Raw genomic sequence first — 16,443 nt, forward strand, 5'->3', positions numbered from 1 at the left:
GGCACGAAACCAGTCAGGCGAAGGGTCACACCTGCTACTGCCGACCATCAGCTCACCACTGATGAACCGACCCCGCCATGCTCACAGTCAGGCGACGACCGAGACCAGCCGGCCCGGCACCACGATGACCTTGCGCGGCTCCTTGCCGGCCAGCGCGGACGCGACCGCCGCCAGGGCCGCCGCCCGGACGGCCTCCTGCGGCGCGTCGGCGGGCACCTCGATCCGGCCCCGGACCTTGCCGTTGACCTGCACCGGGTAGGTGACCGTGTCGGCGACCAGCAGCGCCGGGTCGGCGGTCGGGAAGTCCGCGTACGCCAGGGAGGTGTCGTGGCCCAGCATCCGCCACAGCTCCTCGGCGACGTGCGGGGCGAACGGGGCCAGCATCAGCACCAGCGGCTCGGCCACCTCGCGCGGGGTCTCCTCCAGCCGGGTCACCGCGTTGGTCAGCTCGATCAGCTTGGCGATCGCGGTGTTGAACCGGATGCCCTCCATGTCGGTCCGGACCCCGTCGATCACCCGGTGCAGCAGCCGGCGGGTCTCGGTGTCGGCGGGCGCGTCGGTGACCCGCAGCGTGCCGGCCTGCTCGTCGACCACGGCCCGCCAGACCCGTTGCAGGAACCGGTACGACCCGACCACCGCCCGGGTCTCCCACGGGCGGGACACCTCCAGCGGGCCCATCGACATCTCGTACACCCGGAAGGTGTCCGCGCCGTAGGCCGCGCACATGTCGTCCGGGGTGACCACGTTGCGCAGCGACTTGCCCATCTTGCCGTACTCGCGGGTCACCTCCTGCTCGCCGTGCATCCAGCGGCCGTCGACCTCGACGACCTCCTCGGCCGGCACCGGGGTGCCCCGGGAGTCGCGGAAGGCGTACGCCTGGATCATGCCCTGGTTGAACAGCTTGCGGAACGGCTCGAACGACGACACGTGCCCCAGGTCGTACAGCACCTTGTGCCAGAACCGGGCGTACAGCAGGTGCAGCACGGCGTGCTCGGCACCCCCGACGTACAGGTCGGTGCCCCCGCAGTCACCCTCGGCGCGCGGGCCCATCCAGTACGCCTCGTTCTCCGGGTCGACGAACCGCCCGGAGTTGGTCGGGTCCAGGTAGCGCAGCTCGTACCAGCAGGAGCCGGCCCACTGCGGCATCACGTTGGTCTCCCGGGTGTACCGCTGGGGCCCGTCGCCCAGGTCCAGCTCCACCTCGACCCAGTCGCGCCGCCGCGACAGCGGGGTCTCCGGGTTGCTGTCGGCGTCATCCGGGGCGAACGTCTTCGGGGAGAAGTCGTCCACCTCGGGCAGCTCGACCGGCAGCATCTCCTCGGGCAGCGCGATCGCCGCGCCGGTGGCGTCGTAGACGATCGGGAACGGCTCGCCCCAGTAGCGCTGCCGGGAGAACAGCCAGTCCCGCAGCCGCCAGGTGACCGCGCCGACACCGTGGCCGTTGGCCTCCAGCCAGGCGATGGTCGCCGCCTTGGCGTCGGCCACCCCCAGCCCGTTCAGGTCCAGGCCGCGCTCGGGCGCGGCGCTGTTGATCGCCGGCCCGTCCCCGGTGTACGCCTTCCCGTCGAACCCGTCGACCGGCTGCACGGTCCGCACGATCGGCAGCTCGAACACCTCGGCGAAGGCCCAGTCCCGCTCGTCCTGGGCGGGTACCGCCATGATCGCGCCGGTGCCGTAGCCGGCCAGCACGTAGTCGGCGATGAAGATCGGGATCTGCCCACCGGTGACCGGGTGGGTGGCGTACGCGCCGACGAAGACGCCGGTCTTCTCCTTGGTGTCGGCCTGCCGCTCCACGTCGGTCTTGGCCGCCGCCGCCTTCCGGTACGCCTCGACGGCCTCCCGGGGGCCGGCGTGCCCACCGGTCCAGGCGTCCCGGGTCCCGGCCGGCCAGGCGGCCGGCGTCAGCGCGTCGACCAGCTCGTGCTCGGGGGCCAGCACCAGGTAGGTGGCCCCGAAGATGGTGTCCGGCCGGGTGGTGAACACTCTGATGCGGGCTTCGCCCGCGACACCGGAATCGGTGGTCCCGGTGGCGAAGTCGATGTGCGCGCCGGTGGACCGGCCGATCCAGTTGCGCTGCTGCAGCTTGATCGACTCGGGCCAGTCCAGGGTGTCCAGGTCGTCCAGCAGCCGGTCACCGTACGCGGTGATCCGCATCATCCACTGCTTCAGGTTGCGCTTGAAGACGGGGAAGTTGCCCCGGTCGGAACGGCCGTCGGCGGTGACCTCCTCGTTGGCCAGCACGGTGCCCAGCCCCGGGCACCAGTTCACCGGCGCCTGCGAGACGTACGCCAGCCGGTGGTCGTCGACGATCCGCCGCTGCTCGGCCGGGCTCAGCTCGGCCCAGGCCCGACCGTCGGGGGTGGGCCGGTCACCGGCGGCGAACGCGGCGGTCAGCTCGGCGATCGGCCGGGCCCTGCGGGCGTCGGCGTCGTACCAGGAGTTGAAGACCTGCAGGAAGATCCACTGGGTCCACCGGTAGAAGTCGGTGTCGATGGTGGCCACCGAGCGCCGGTCGTCGTGGGCCAGCCCCAGCCGGCGCAGCTGCGCCTTGTACCGCTCGATGTTGGCCACGGTGGTCGTGCGGGGGTGGGTGCCGGTCTGCACCGCGTACTGCTCGGCGGGCAGGCCGAACGCGTCGAAGCCCATCGCGTGCAGCACGTTGCGCCCGGCCATCCGCTGGTAGCGGGCGAAGCAGTCGGTGCCGATGTAGCCCAGCGGGTGGCCGACGTGCAGTCCCGCCCCGGACGGGTACGGGAACATGTCCAGCACGTACAGCTTCTCCGCGCCCGCCCGCGGGTGCCCGGGGTCGGCCAGCGGACCGGTCGGGTTCGGTGCGTGGAAGGTCCCCTCCCGCTCCCAGGTGTCCTGCCACCGACGCTCGATCTCGTCGGCCATGGCCGCGGTGTACCGGAACGGGGGGATGTCGCCCGCCGGTGCGGCTGCCTCACTCATACCTACTCCTTGGCGCGGTCATCGCGGTCGTGTCGCACTGACGCGATCATCGGGGACCGGTGCCCTCGGGCGGGACCGGCGCGGTCGTGTCGGATCTGGGGAGCGTCGGGCCCGCAGGACCCTGCCGCGGGCACGAAAAAGCCCCTCGCACAGGAGGGGCCGCCGTGCTGTCGCGCGTCAGCGCATCAGCACGGCCCGGTAAGAAGCAGGGAGACTGCGCTCATGTCCCGCAGTCTACCCCCTGGCAGCCGCAGGCCGGGGACCGCACCCGCCCCGACGGTCACCTTCCGTGAGCACCCGGCCGCGTCGGGTCCCCCGACCTGACGAATATCCGCTGTGTGACCGGCCGACTTCCGGCAGGGTTCGGCGTTCACCGTAAACATGGTTAGCCTGAGAGACCAGTGCGATTCCTGCGGCAGACGAGGCTTCCCGTTGCGAACCGAACGACGGGTCCAGGTGCTCTTTACCGAGCTGCCGTCGCGACGAGGAGAAGGCCCGTGACACAACAGACCTGGGACGAGGTGGGCGGCGTACTGCCGCACGACGAGTTCCGCGCCGCCAGCGAGGCCGTGGTGGCCAACATCGAGCAGGTCATCGAGGGCAAGACAGCCACCGTGCGGCTCGCCCTGGCCGTCCTGCTCGCCGAGGGTCACCTGCTGATCGAGGACGTCCCAGGAGTCGGCAAGACCAAGCTGGCCAAGGCGCTCGCCCGGTCCATCGACTGCTCGGTGCGGCGCATCCAGTTCACCCCCGACCTGCTGCCCAGCGACGTCACCGGGGTCAGCGTCTACAACCAGGAGACGCACGACTTCGAGTTCCGCCCCGGCGCGGTCTTCGCCAACCTGGTGGTCGGCGACGAGATCAACCGGGCCTCCCCCAAGACGCAGTCCGCCCTGCTGGAGTGCATGGAGGAGCGTCAGGTCACCGTCGACGGGGTGACCTACCAGCTCCAGACCCCGTTCATGGTGATCGCCACCCAGAACCCGATCGAGATGGAGGGGACGTACCCCCTCCCCGAGGCGCAGCGGGACCGGTTCACCGCCCGCATCGCGATGGGCTACCCGGGCCCGGAGGCCGAACTGGCCATGCTGGACGGGCACGGCGCGGCCGACCCGCTCCAGGAGCTGCGGCCCGTCTCCGACGCCGACACGGTCCGCCGCCTGATCGCCACCGTCCGCAACGTGCACGTCGCCGACGCCGTCAAGCAGTACGCCGTCGACCTGGTCACCGCCACCCGGGAGGCCCCCGACCTGCGGCTGGGCGCGTCCCCCCGGGCCACCCTGCAACTGTTGCGCACCGCCCGCGCGGTGGCCGCCCTGGAGGGCCGCGACTACGTGCTGCCCGACGACCTCCAGGCGCTCGCGGTGCCGGTGCTGGCCCACCGGATCATCCCCACCGCCGACGCCCAGCTGGCCCGCCGCACCACCGACGCGATCGTCGCCGAGCTGGTGCACCGGCTGGCCCTGCCGGCGGACCGCAAGCGTCCCACCGGGTACGACACCCCCCGCCCCGCCGCCGGCAACGGCCGCCCGCCGTTCGAGCCGCGGAGGCCGTGACGTGCGTGCCGGGCTGCGTGGCCTGACCACCCGGGGCCGGTCGTTCCTGGCGGCGGCGATCGCCGCGGCGATCTCCGCCGGCATCCTCGGCGAACGGGACCTGCTCCGGGTGGCGGTGCTGCTCGGCGTCCTGCCGCTGCTCGCCGCGCTGTACGTCGGCCGGACCCGCTACAAACTGGCCTGCAACCGCTCGCTGGACCCGCACCGGGTGCCGGTCGGGGCCAGCTCCCGGGTGGTGCTGCGGTTGCAGAACATGTCCCGGCTACCCACCGGCACCCTGCTGCTGGAGGACCGGCTGCCCTACGCGCTGGGCAGCCGGCCCCGGGTGGTGCTGGAACGGCTCGGCGCGCACCAGGCCAGCTCGGTGGCGTACACGGTCCGCGCCGACGTACGCGGCCGCTACGAGGTGGGCCCGCTGGTGGTCCGGATGACCGACCCGTTCGGGCTGTGCGAGCTGAGCCGGGCCTTCCCCAGCACCGAGCAGCTGACCGTGATCCCGCAGGTCACCCCGCTGCCCTCGGTACGCCTACCCGGCGAGTACGCCGGCAGCGGCGACAGCCGGGCCCGGTCGGTGGCGGTGCACGGCGAGGACGACGCCGCCACCCGGGAGTACCGCAGGGGCGACGATCTGCGCCGGGTGCACTGGAAGTCGACGGCCCGCACCGGTGAGCTGATGGTGCGCCGGGAGGAACAGCCCTGGGAGAGCCGGGCCACGGTGCTGTTGGACACCCGGGCGCACGGTCACCGGGGCGACGGTCCCACGGCCAGTTTCGAGTGGTCGGTCTCCGCCGCCGCCAGCATCGCCTCGCACCTGCGGCAGGCCGGTTACAAGCTGCGCCTGGTCACCGGGGACGGGGTGGACGTGGACGCCACCGAGGCCACCGGGGACGGCCTGCTCCTCGACCAGCTCGCCGACGTCCGGCTCGACCAGCGTGGTGACGTGGCGACCCTGGTGCAGCGGGTCCGGCAACGCGCCGACGGGGGCCTGATCATCGCCTTGTTCGGCTCACTGACCACCAGTGAGGCGGAGCTGCTGAGCGGGCTGCGCGGCAGCGGCGCGACGTGCGTCGGCTTCGTGCTCAACAGCTCCACCTGGCTCAGCCTGCCGGAACGGGCCCGGTTCGAGGCCGAGCAGACCCACGCCGCCGCCGCGTTGGCCCTGTTGCAGGGCGGCTGGCGGGTCATCGGGGTCAACCACGACGGCCAACTGCCGGTGCTCTGGCCGCAGGCCGGGCGCGGTTCGCAGGGCTTCGCGCTGCGTGCCGCCCTCGCCGAGACGGTCGCCGGGGCCGTCCGGTGAGCCGTCCGACGACAGGAAGGGTGACGTCGTGATCGCGTCCCGGAACATCGGCTTCGTGGCAGCGGTGGCGACCCTGCTCGCCGCGGCACCACTGTCGTCGATCTTCCAACAGTGGACCTGGCTGATCCAGTCCGCCATCGCGGTCGCCGTGGTGGCCGGCGCGGCGGCACTCACCCGACTGGTCCGGGCCCCCCTGTGGGGTCAGGTGCTGGGCATGCTCGCCGGTCTGCTGCTCGCCCTGACCTGGCTCTTCCCCGGTGGTGGCGAGCTGATCGCCTTCCTGCCCACGCCGGCGACGCTGGCCCACTTCGGCGAGCTGGCGCAGGGCTCCTTGCAGGACATGCGCTCCTACGGGGTGAAGGTGCCCGACACCACCCCGCTGCTGTTCATCAGCGTGCTCGGGGTGGGCGCGGTCGCGGTGGTGGTCGACGTCCTCGCCGTCGGGCTGCGGCGACCGGCCCTGGCCGGACTGCCGATGCTGGCCATCTACTCGGTGCCGGTCGCGGTCTACGTCGACAGCGTCCCCGCGCTGCCGTTCGTGGTCGGCGCCGCCGGCTACCTCTGGCTGCTGGTGACCGACAACGTCGACCGGGTCCGCCGGTTCGGCCGCCGGTTCACCGGTGAGGGCCGCGACGTGGACGTCTGGGAGTCCTCCCCGCTGGCCGCCGCCGGTCGCCGGCTGGCGGTGGTCGGGGTGGCGCTGGCCGTGGTGCTGCCGTTGGCCGTGCCGGGGATGACCGGTGGGCTGCTGGACCAGTTCAACACCGCCGGCAACGGCACCGGCACCGGCACCGGCCGCCCCGGGCAGGGTGGCGGGCCAGGCCGGATCGACCTCTTCGCGTCGCTCAGCGGGCAGCTCAACCAGTCCGAGGTGGCCGACATGGTCAAGGTCACCACCACCGAGCAGAACCCGTTCTACCTGCGCTTCGGGGTCGCCGACGAGCTGCGCCCGGACGGTTTCCGGGTACGCCCGCCCAACGGCCGCCCGGTGAACCGGGAGCTGCCCGACCCGTCGGGTCGCACCGGGCCGGGGGTGGAGCAGCGGACCTACCGGGCGACGGTGGAGATCAACCGCACGCTGAGCATGCCCTTCGTGCCGCTCTACACCGACCCGGTCAGCTTCGACGGGCTCAACGGCAACTGGTCGTACGACCAGAACCTCGGGGTGGTCTTCTCCAACCGGGACAACTCCCGGAGCAAGCGCTACTCGTTCGAGTACGTGCGCTCGACGTTCACCCCGGCGGCGCTGCGTCGGGCCCGCCCGTTGCCGGCCGAGCACCCGATCCGGCTGCAACAGACCCGCACCCCGGAGGTCCGTGAGGTCAGCCTGCTGGTCAGCCGGCTGGTGGAGGGGAAGTCCACCGACTACGACCGGGTCCGGGCGATCTACGACTACTTCTCCCGGGAGAACGGCTTCAGCTACTCGCTGAGCACCAAGGGCGGCACCAGCGGCCAGGAGATCGTCGACTTCCTCACCAACAAGGTCGGCTACTGCCAGCAGTACGCGGCGGCGCTGGCCTGGCTGGTACGCGAGGCCGGCATCCCGGCCCGGGTGGCGTTCGGCTTCACCAACGGCAGCAGCGCCAACGGGGACACCTACACGTTGACCAACCGGAACCTGCACGCCTGGACGGAGGTCTACTTCGACCAGTTCGGTTGGGTCCCGTTCGACGCCACCCCGGCGTACGGCGTCCAGGGGGCGAACCGGTCGGCGTGGGCGCCGGACTCCGACGCCCCGGACCCGGAGCCGTCGGACACCGCCGCGCCGGCCGCCCCGCAGGACCCGGGGGCCACCACGGGACCGCAGCGGGACGAGGCCGCCGACAAGGACACCGACGCTGGTTTCGACCCGACCACCGGCGCTCCCGTCGAACGTGCCCCGACCTGGCCCTGGTGGACGGTGAGCGCGCTGCTCGCGGTGGCGGCGCTGTTGGCCGTCCCGGCGCTGCGGCGGCGGGCGCTGCGCCGGCAACGGCACCACCTGCCGACCCCGGTGGCGGCCGGGCCCGCCCCCGACGACGGGGCGGGCGGGAGCATCCCGATGACGGTGCTGGGCGTGGACGCCGAACGGGCCCGGGCGGACGCCCACGCGGCCTGGGACGAGTTGCTCGACACCCTGGTCGACTACCGGGTGCGGATCGACCGGACGGAGACGCCCCGGGCGACCGCCGAGCGGCTGGCCCGGGAGGCGGTCGGTGAGGACGCCGGCTCCGCCACGGCGGTACGGCTGCTCGGTCGCGCCGAGGAACGTGCCCGGTACGCCCGGGACCCGCTCACCGGCGAACCGCTGCACCCGGCGTTGCGGACGGTACGCGACAGTCTCGCCGCGCGGGCGGACCGGCGTACCCGGTTCCTCGCCGCCGTGCTGCCCCCCTCGGTGCTGCTGCGCTGGCGTACCTCGCTCGGCGACACGTCGGCGCGTCTGGTGACGGCTTCCGGCCGGCTCCGCCGCCTGCTGCTGCGCTGGAACCCGCGCCGCCTGCTCGCCACCCGCCGCGCCTGACCCCGCCCCGGCGGGGCGGGCCGCTCGTGGGGCGATACAGCCGTGTCAGCCGTCCTGGACACCGCCACGTCGCCGCACGGGAGTGGGCCAGGGATGGTGACGGGCGGCGTGGGGGCACCGACGGGCCCGGGTGGGCAACCTGGCTGGCAGCAGAGCGCGGGCATGGCGATATGACGGAGGTGGCCGGACCACAGGTCCGGCACCTACCGTCGTCGGCGACGCCCGTCCACCCTCAGGGGTGGGCCGGGTTCAGCGATGTCCCTCCGGACGTTGCCGCCACCGATCCTCCATGCGGTCCAGCAGCGACGGCCGACGGCCGCCCCGGCCACGCGGACGACGACGACTCGTCGTGCCGCCCACCACGTGCAGGTCCGGTGACTGCGCCCGCCGGTGCGACTGCACCGCATAGCCCAACGCGGCCAGCATGACGACGAAGCCCGCCACTGCCAGTGGCGGTGTCTTGATCACCGCGCCGTAGACCAACAGGGCCAGGCCGACGACCACCACGCCGGCAGCGACGAGCAGGCGACGCCGCGTATGGAAACGCGGGTCGCTGGCGCGCACGGCCGAGGCGAATTTGGGGTCCTCGGCAAGCGACCGCTCGATCTGCTCGAACAGCCGCTGCTCGTGCTCCGAGAGCGGCACGGCACTCCTCCCCGGTCACGTTGGTCGGCCCGGTCGGGCCGACAGACCGTGGCAGCCATCCGGCTGCTTGCCGCCAAGTCTACGAGGGGGGTCGCGCGTCGGAAAGCGGGACGACCTATGGCCGACTGCTATTTTCCCCGCGCCGGGGATCACGTTTACCGAGCAGACTGGCCGGACCTATGACGGACCGCCCGAAACGGGCAGCCGCCGCGTCGGCGGCGGTCTCCGCTTCCCGCCATCCCCGCTCCGGTGCGCCCAGCGTGAGTTGTCGCGGGGTGTCGACCGCTCCCGCCAGGCCCTCCACCCGGACGCCGACCAGCCGGACCGGCTCACCCGGGTCGAGAACCGTCCAGAGGCCCCAGGACGTGTCGAATATCTCCCGGGCCACGTCGGTCGCCCCGTCGAGGGTGCGGGACCGGCTGACGGTGCGGAAATCGGACATTCGGACCTTGATCGAGATGGTCCGGCCGACCTGGCCGGCCGCCCGGAGCCGACTGCCCACCTTTTCGCTGAGGGCGAGCAGCGCGCGCCGGATCTCCTGCGGGTCGACGACGTCGACGTCGAAGGTCACCTCGGCCCCGATCGACTTCTCCACCTGGTCCGGGCTGACTGGGCGCGCGTCGCGCCCCCGGGCCAACTCGTGCAGGTGGGTCGCGGACGCCACACCGAGCGCCTTGCGGAGCATCCCGGCGGGTGCCTCGGCCAGGTCGCCGACGGTGCGTAGGCCGAGCCGCCGCAGCGTCTCGGCGGACCGCTCCCCCACCCCCCACAACGCGTCGACCGGCAGTGGGTGGAGGAACTCCAACACCCGATCGGCCGGCACCACCAGCAGGCCGTCCGGCTTGGCCTGGGTGGAGCCGAGCTTGGCCACGAACTTACTCGGCCCCACCCCGACCGAGCAGGTCAACGCCTGCTCGGCGGCGACCCGGGCCCGGATCCGCCGGGCGATGGCGGCGGGCGGGCCGAACAGCCGGCGGGCACCCGTCACGTCGAGGAACGCCTCGTCGAGGGAGAGCGGCTCGACCAGCGGGGTGACGTCCCGGAAGATCCGCATCACCGCGTCGGAGGCCGCCCGGTAGCGGGCGAAGTCGGGGGGCAGGTAGACCGCGCCGGGGCAGAGCGCGCGGGCCCGCGCGGTGGGCATGGCGCTGCGCACGCCGAAGCGGCGGGCCTCGTAGCTGGCGGAACTGACCACACCCCGCGGCCCGACCCCGCCGACCACCACCGGACGGCCGGCCAACTCGGGCCGGTGACGCACCTCGACGGAGGCGAAGAAGGCATCCATGTCGACGTGCAGGATCGGGCTGGCCGAGTCGTCGGCGTCGGGCCCGAAACGCGGGTCACCAGCACCACGCGGCAACGACTGGCTCCGGCCCATCACCGCAGGCTAGCCGCCCGGTACGACAACCGGCCCGGCGGTCAGCCCCGGACCACCAGCAGCGGCACGGTCATCTCCGCCGCGCTGTCCGCCCCGTGGTACGCCACCAGCCGGGACGCCGCCGGCGGCTCCGACCGGGTGGCCAGCACCGCGTACGTGTCGCGGCAGGTCACCACCACGTCACCGACCCGGGACAGGTGTTCCTCGGCGACCGGGCCGAACCAGCCCTCGGCCACCAGCTCCGCCCGGGTGCACACCCGGGCGGCCGGCCCGAGCACCGCCGACCAGGTGGCCACCACGTCGTCCACCGCCCCCGGCTCGACGTGCAGGTACCGCACCCGGGGCTCACCGGCGACCACCCGGATGCCGGCCCGCAGCCGCAGATCGGTGTCCAGGTCGAAACGGTGGGCCGCCGGCACGTCGAGCTGGCCGTGGTCGGCGGTGACCAGCAGCGCGGCGTCGGCCGGCAACCCGTCGACGAGCCGGGCGAGCAGGCCGTCCACCTCGGCGGCGGCGATCCGCCAGGGCGCGGAGTCGACCCCGCTGAGGTGCCCGTGCCGGTCCAGGTCGGGGTGGTAGCCGGAGACCAGGGTGGGGCCGGCCCCGGCGGACAGCGCCGCCAGCATCGTCCGGCCCAGGGCGTCCACCCCGGCGGCGCCCCGGTAGTCGCCACCCCGGTTGGCGGCCAGGGTGAGCCCGCTGCCGGCGTACTCGGGACGACTCACCACGCTCACCGCGACCCCGGCGGCACGGGCCCGCTGCCACTGGGTGCGTACCGGCTGCCAGTGCAGCGGGTCCGGGTCGCCGTGCCAGTCGATGTGGTTGAGCACCCGGTCGGTGCCGGGCACCCGGACGGTGAAGCCGAGCACGCCGTGCGTGCCGGGGGCCGCGCCCGCGCCCAGGGTCACCAGGCTGGTCGGGGTGGTGGAGGGGAAGCCGCAGGTGAGCGGGCGGCCCACCGTCGCGGCCAGCCCGGTCAGGGTCGGGGCGTACCGGGCGGCGGTGGGGAGCTGGTACCAGCCGAGACCGTCGACGAGCAGCACGGCGACCCGGCGTACCCCGGCCAGGCCGGGGGCGAGCCCGAGCAGGTCGACCGCGCCCGGCACACCGAGCACGGCCAGCGCGCTGGGCAGCACGTCGGCCAGGCTGCCCCCGCCGTAGCGCGGCGACACCACCGCGAGCGGGTCCGCCGCAGGCACCGGCCCCGCCGCTCGGTCCACCGGCACAGCAGCCGGGGGCAGGGTCGTCCCGGCCGGGGGCAGGTCGGTCATGCCGGGCGGCGGGCGAACAGGTGCAGTTGGGCGGCGAGATCCCGGTAGGGCGGACGCCCGGCCAGCGCCTTCTCCAACTCGACCAGGGCACCCGGCTGACCGTCGGCGACGGCGGCGGGCAGCAGGTCGGCGAGGACGCGTACCCCGTGGATCTCCTCGACGGTGAGGCCGGCGGCGCGCAACAGGGCGGTGGCCTGCTCGGCGTCGAAGCGGCGGCGCAGCGTGTCCCGGGGGCCGGCGGCGCCGTCGGTGGCGGCGGCCAGCGCGGCGGCGACGTCCAGGTGACCGTTCATCGCCCGACCCAGCACGGCGGCGGCCCGCCCGGCGACCAGCACACTCGCCGCCCCACCGGGGCGCAGCGCGGCGGCCAGCGCGGTCGTCACCGGCAGCGGGTCGTCGACCACCTCCAGCACCGCATGGCACAGCACCAGGTCGACGGAGGCCGGTTCGACCAGGCCGGTCAACGCGTCGCCGTCGCCCTGCACGGCGCGGACCCGGTCGGCCACCCCGGCCTCGGCGGCCCGGCGGGTGAGGGCGGCGAGGGCGTCGGGGCTGGCGTCGACCACGGTCACCCGGTGGCCGGCCTGGGCGAGCGGCACGGCGAAGCCGCCGGTGCCGCCGCCCACGTCGAGCACGGTCAGCGTGTCGTCGGCCCGCCGGTCCAGCTCGGCGGCGAGCACCGACCAGATGACGGCGGTACGGGGGGTCAACGGCGGCTCGACGAACCGACCTCGGGTGCTCTGCTCCACCCGGTGGAGCCTAGTCACCCGCCTCACCCGACCCCCGCTGGCGGTGCCGACGCCGACGGCTCAGATCTCGCCGCCGCCGGCCGGGTCCTCCTCGGCGCGGGACCGGCGGTCGTTCGCCACCGGGCCCTCGGTCACCTGGTACTCCCGCGGCTCGGCGTCCTGGGCGGGCGTCCAACCGGCGCCCAGCCGGGTACGCCGGGCGTTCGCCAGTCCACCGGTGTACGTGCTGTCCATCGTCACTGGTCATCCCCCTTGCCGCGAGCGGGCCGCTCTGCCCGCGCGTGCCGGAATTCTCCCGTCTCCCGGCCCGGAAAACCGTAATGTGGATCACTTCACCGGAAGTCGCGGGAGGCGGATTCCACCGGCGGCGTGATCGGGTCCAGCCGGTCGGCGGTGAGGTTGGTGACCCCCTCGTGCCGCTGCAACCGACCACGGACCACGAGGGCGCTGCTGGTGCGGGCGATTCGACGATAGCGCTGCCACAGCCCCGGGGAGCAAGTGACATTCAGCATCCCCGTCTCGTCCTCCAGGTTGAGGAAGGTGACCCCACCGGCGGTCGCCGGCCGTTGCCGGTGGGTGACGATCCCGCCGACCCGGACCCGCCGACCCGACTCCACCCGCCCCAACCGGGCGATCGGCACCGCACCCAGCGCGTCGAGCCGGTCCCGGACGAACCGGGCCGGGTGGGTCTCCGGGGACAGCCCGGTGGCCCAGACGTCGGCGACGAGCCGGTCCACCGCCTCCATCCCCGGCAGGGTCGGGGCCGCCGCGCCGGTCACCGTGCCGGGCAGCCGGCCCGGCCGGTCCTGGGCCGCCGCCCCGGCCGCCCAGAGCGCCTCCCGCCGGGTCAGCCCGAAACAGGCGAAGGCGTCCGCGGTGGCCAGCGCCTCCAGCTGACCCGCGGTGAGACCGACCCGCCGGGCCAGATCAGGCATGTCCCGGTACGCCCCGTGCGCCGTCCGCTCCGCCACGATCCGCCCGGCCAGGTCGTCGCCGAGGGTACGCACACCGCCCAGCCCGAGCCGGACCGCCGGACCGCCCAGCCCCCAGGCGTGCGGCGGTTCCCCCGGCACGCTCCCCCACCGGGTCTGCGGGGTGGACTCCAGCACCGCCCCGGCCCCACTGGCGTTGACGTCCGGCCGGCGGACCTCGACGCCGTGCCGCCGGGCGTCGTCGACCAGGGTCTGCGGCGCGTAGAACCCCATCGGCTGGGCGTTGAGCAGGGCGGCCAGGAACGCCGCCGGATGGTGCCGCTTGAGCCACGAGCTGGCGTACACCAGGTAGGCGAAACTCATCGCGTGGCTCTCCGGGAAGCCGTAGCTGGCGAACGCGGTGAGCTTGCGGTAGACGTCGTCGGCCAACTCGCCGGTGATGCCCCGCTCGGCCATCCCGGCGTAGAGCCGGTCGGCGAGCTGCGCCATCCGCTGCACCGACCGTTTCGCCCCCATCGCCCGGCGCAACTGGTCGGCCCCGGCGGCGTCGAAGCCGGCCAGGTCGATGGCGAGTTGCATCAGCTGCTCCTGGAACAGCGGCACGCCGAGGGTCTTCTCCAGCGCGTTGCGCATCAGCGGATGCGGGTACGTCACCGGCTCCTGGCCGTTCTTGCGCCTGATGTACGGGTGCACCGAGCCGCCCTGGATCGGGCCGGGCCGGATCAGCGCCACCTCCACCACCAGGTCGTAGAACTCGCGGGGTTTCAGCCGGGGCAGGGTGGCCATCTGGGCGCGGCTCTCCACCTGGAACACCCCGACCGAGTCGGCCCGGCAGAGCATGTCGTAGACCTCGGGGTCGTCCAACGTCATGTCGCCCAGGTCCAGCCTGGACCCGATCAGGTCGTAGCCGTAGTGCAGGGCCGACAGCATGCCCAGCCCGAGCAGGTCGAACTTGACCAGCCCGACGGCCGCGCAGTCGTCCTTGTCCCACTGGAGCACGCTGCGGCCGGGCATCCGCCCCCACTCCACCGGGCACACCTCGATCACCGGCCGGTCGCAGATCACCATCCCGCCGGAGTGGATGCCGAGGTGCCGGGGGAACGTCTGCAACTCGTTGGCGTACGCCACCACCTGCTCGGGGATGCCTTCGACGTCGACCGCCGCGACGGAACCCCAGCGGTCGATCTGCTTGCTCCAGGCGTCCTGCTGGCCGGGCGAGTAGCCGAACGCCTTCGCCACGTCCCGCACCGCCGACCGGGGCCGGTAGGAGATGACGTTGGCGACCTGGGCGGTGTGCTCCCGGCCGTAGCGGGCGTAGACGTGCTGGATCACCTCCTCCCGCCGGTCGGACTCGATGTCCACGTCGATGTCGGGTGGCCCGTCGCGTTCCGGGGCGAGGAACCGTTCGAACAGCAGCCGGTGCCGTACCGCGTCCACGTTGGTGATCCGCAGCGCGTAGCAGACCGCCGAGTTGGCCGCCGAACCCCGGCCCTGGCAGTAGATGTCCTGCGCGCGGCAGAACGCCACGATGTCGTAGACCACCAGGAAGTAGCCGGGGAAGCCCAGCTCGTCGATCATCCGCAGCTCGTGTTCCAGCTGCGCGTACGCCTCCGGGTGCGCCCCGGGCGGCCCGTAGCGCTCGTGCGCCCCGGCCAGCGTCAGGTGGCGCAGCCAGCTCATCTCGGTGTGCCCCGCCGGCACCGGGTACGCCGGCAGCCGGGGCGCGACCAGGTGCAGGTCGAAGGCGAGTTCCGCGCCGAACTCGGCGGCCCGGGACACCGCACCCGGGTACGCGGCGAAGCGGGCCGTCATCTCCGCACCGCTGCGCAGGTGGGCGGTGGCGGCAGCCGGCAGCCAACCGTCGATCTCGTCCAGGCTACGGCGGGCCCGGACAGCGGCCAGGGTGGTCGCCAACCGTCGTCGCCCCGGGCTGGCGTAGTGCACGTTGTTGCTGGCCACGGTGGGCAGCCCGGCGGTGGCGGCCAGCTCGGCGAGCGCGTCGTTGCGGTCGGCGTCGACCGGGTGCCCGTGGTCGGTAAGCTCCACCGCCACCGTCTCCGCGCCGAACAGCGCGGTGAGCCGGTCCAGCTCCCGGGCCGCCGCGTCGACCCCCGTGGTGAGCAGCGCCGCCGGCACGTGCCCCTTGCGGCAACCGGTCAGCACCAACACGTGGTCGCGCAGCTCGGCGGCGACCTCCTCCAGCTCGCCGTAGACCGGCCGGCCCTTCTCCCCGCCGCGTAGCTGGGCCCGGGAGATGACCGACGCGAGCCGGGCGTACCCCTCGTGGCCGTGGGCGAGCACCAGCAGGTGCCGGCCCAGCGGGTCGGGCTCGCCCTGCTGCGGGCCGGGCAGCCCCAGCGACAGCTCCGCCCCGAAGACCGTGGGCAGGCGCAGCGTACGGGCCGCCTCGGCGAACCGGACCACCCCGTAGAACCCGTCGTGGTCGGTCACGGCGAGCGCGGTCAGCCCCAACCGGGCGGCCTCCTCGGCCAGTTCCTCCGGGTGGCTCGCCCCGTCGAGGAAACTGAAGTTGGTGTGCGCGTGCAGCTCGGCGTAGGGCACCGGGTCGTCCGGGCGGGCCAGCTCGGGGGGCGCGTACCGCTCACGGTGCCGGGTCCAGGCCGGCGAGTCGCCGCCGTCGGCCTCGGCGAGCGGGTCCACCACGTGCAGGTGCCGTTCCCCGCGCCGCCGCCCGCCCCGCCCCCCGCCGTCCTGGGCCCCGCCGTCCCGGAGGCGGTCGTCCCGGAGGCGGTCGTCACGGAGGCGGTCGTCACGGGAGCGGTCGTCACGGGAGCGGTGGTCCGCGCCGCCGTCGGTGGTGGACCGTCCGGACAGCACCCGCTCCAGCTCCGACCAGGGCAGCTTCGGATTGTGGAAGCTCATCCGGCCGCCCCGGTAGCGCGGGTCGGCCTTCTGCGTGCGGCGGTGGGACCGGGCGTGGCCACTACGGACAGCCATGGTCCTCCCGATGAGTGATATGCCACTGAGGCATATTTATGCCGCTGAGGCATACCACTCACCCGGAAACATCGTCGGGACGCGGGGTGACCCCGGACGGAACACCGCACCGATCGGCATACAGCCGACCGGCATGCGGTCAGCCGACACGCGGTCAGCCGGCAATGCCCGAACCGGCAGCACTCCGGCAGACCCGGAA

Annotated in this window: 10 protein-coding genes; 3 read left to right on the forward strand and 7 right to left on the reverse strand. The window is 73.7% G+C overall.

The annotated features are described in order from the left end of the window. Window positions 1–87: 87 nt before the first annotated feature. Window positions 88–2,952, reverse strand: a complete 2,865-nt coding sequence (gene leuS / locus AB0C22_RS14575; RefSeq protein WP_357535303.1) for a leucine--tRNA ligase — start codon at window positions 2,950–2,952, stop codon at window positions 88–90. A gap of 497 nt (window positions 2,953–3,449) precedes the next feature. Between leuS and AB0C22_RS14580 the strand changes: the two genes are divergently transcribed. From AB0C22_RS14580 to AB0C22_RS14590, 3 genes are read left to right on the forward strand one after another with little or no spacing between them, the layout of a single operon-like run. After that, complete coding sequence (locus AB0C22_RS14580; RefSeq protein WP_091237553.1) at window positions 3,450–4,508, forward strand: MoxR family ATPase; 1,059 nt, start codon at window positions 3,450–3,452, stop codon at window positions 4,506–4,508. Window position 4,509: 1 nt separating this feature from the next. Continuing rightward, entirely contained in the window at window positions 4,510–5,808 is a 1,299-nt protein-coding gene (locus AB0C22_RS14585) for a DUF58 domain-containing protein (RefSeq protein WP_357535305.1), read from the forward strand. A gap of 28 nt (window positions 5,809–5,836) precedes the next feature. Further along, window positions 5,837–8,311 carry a DUF3488 and transglutaminase-like domain-containing protein gene (locus AB0C22_RS14590; RefSeq protein ID WP_357535307.1) on the forward strand — a complete coding sequence of 825 codons (2,475 nt, stop codon included), beginning with the start codon at window positions 5,837–5,839 and terminating at the stop codon, window positions 8,309–8,311. Window positions 8,312–8,560: 249 nt separating this feature from the next. Here the strand turns inward: AB0C22_RS14590 and AB0C22_RS14595 are convergent, their stop codons facing one another. From AB0C22_RS14595 to AB0C22_RS14620, 6 genes are all read right to left on the reverse strand, one after another. Then, the gene (locus AB0C22_RS14595; RefSeq protein ID WP_067301847.1) at window positions 8,561–8,956 is read right to left on the reverse strand and encodes a DUF3040 domain-containing protein; all 396 of its coding nucleotides are present in this window, start codon (window positions 8,954–8,956) and stop codon (window positions 8,561–8,563) included. A gap of 115 nt (window positions 8,957–9,071) precedes the next feature. After that, window positions 9,072–10,334 (reverse strand): DNA polymerase IV, encoded by a 1,263-nt coding sequence (locus tag AB0C22_RS14600; protein ID WP_357535309.1) that lies wholly within the window; start codon window positions 10,332–10,334, stop codon window positions 9,072–9,074. A gap of 41 nt (window positions 10,335–10,375) precedes the next feature. Next, a complete protein-coding gene (locus tag AB0C22_RS14605; RefSeq protein ID WP_357535311.1) occupies window positions 10,376–11,605 on the reverse strand; it encodes a nucleotide pyrophosphatase/phosphodiesterase family protein in 1,230 nt (409 codons plus the stop codon). Continuing rightward, window positions 11,602–12,372: a methyltransferase domain-containing protein gene (locus AB0C22_RS14610; RefSeq protein ID WP_208569749.1), complete on the reverse strand. Its 771-nt coding sequence runs from the start codon at window positions 12,370–12,372 to the stop codon at window positions 11,602–11,604. Before AB0C22_RS14610 ends, AB0C22_RS14605 begins: the two co-directional genes overlap by 4 nt. Before the next feature lie 42 nt (window positions 12,373–12,414). After that, window positions 12,415–12,594 (reverse strand): hypothetical protein, encoded by a 180-nt coding sequence (locus AB0C22_RS14615; RefSeq protein ID WP_067301863.1) that lies wholly within the window; start codon window positions 12,592–12,594, stop codon window positions 12,415–12,417. Window positions 12,595–12,686: 92 nt separating this feature from the next. Beyond that, window positions 12,687–16,169 (reverse strand): error-prone DNA polymerase, encoded by a 3,483-nt coding sequence (locus AB0C22_RS14620; protein WP_357535740.1) that lies wholly within the window; start codon window positions 16,167–16,169, stop codon window positions 12,687–12,689. Between the last annotated feature and the right edge of the window lie 274 nt (window positions 16,170–16,443).

This window comes from Micromonospora sp. NPDC048894 (assembly GCF_040649765.1).
GTDB lineage: Bacteria > Actinomycetota > Actinomycetes > Mycobacteriales > Micromonosporaceae > Micromonospora > Micromonospora antibiotica.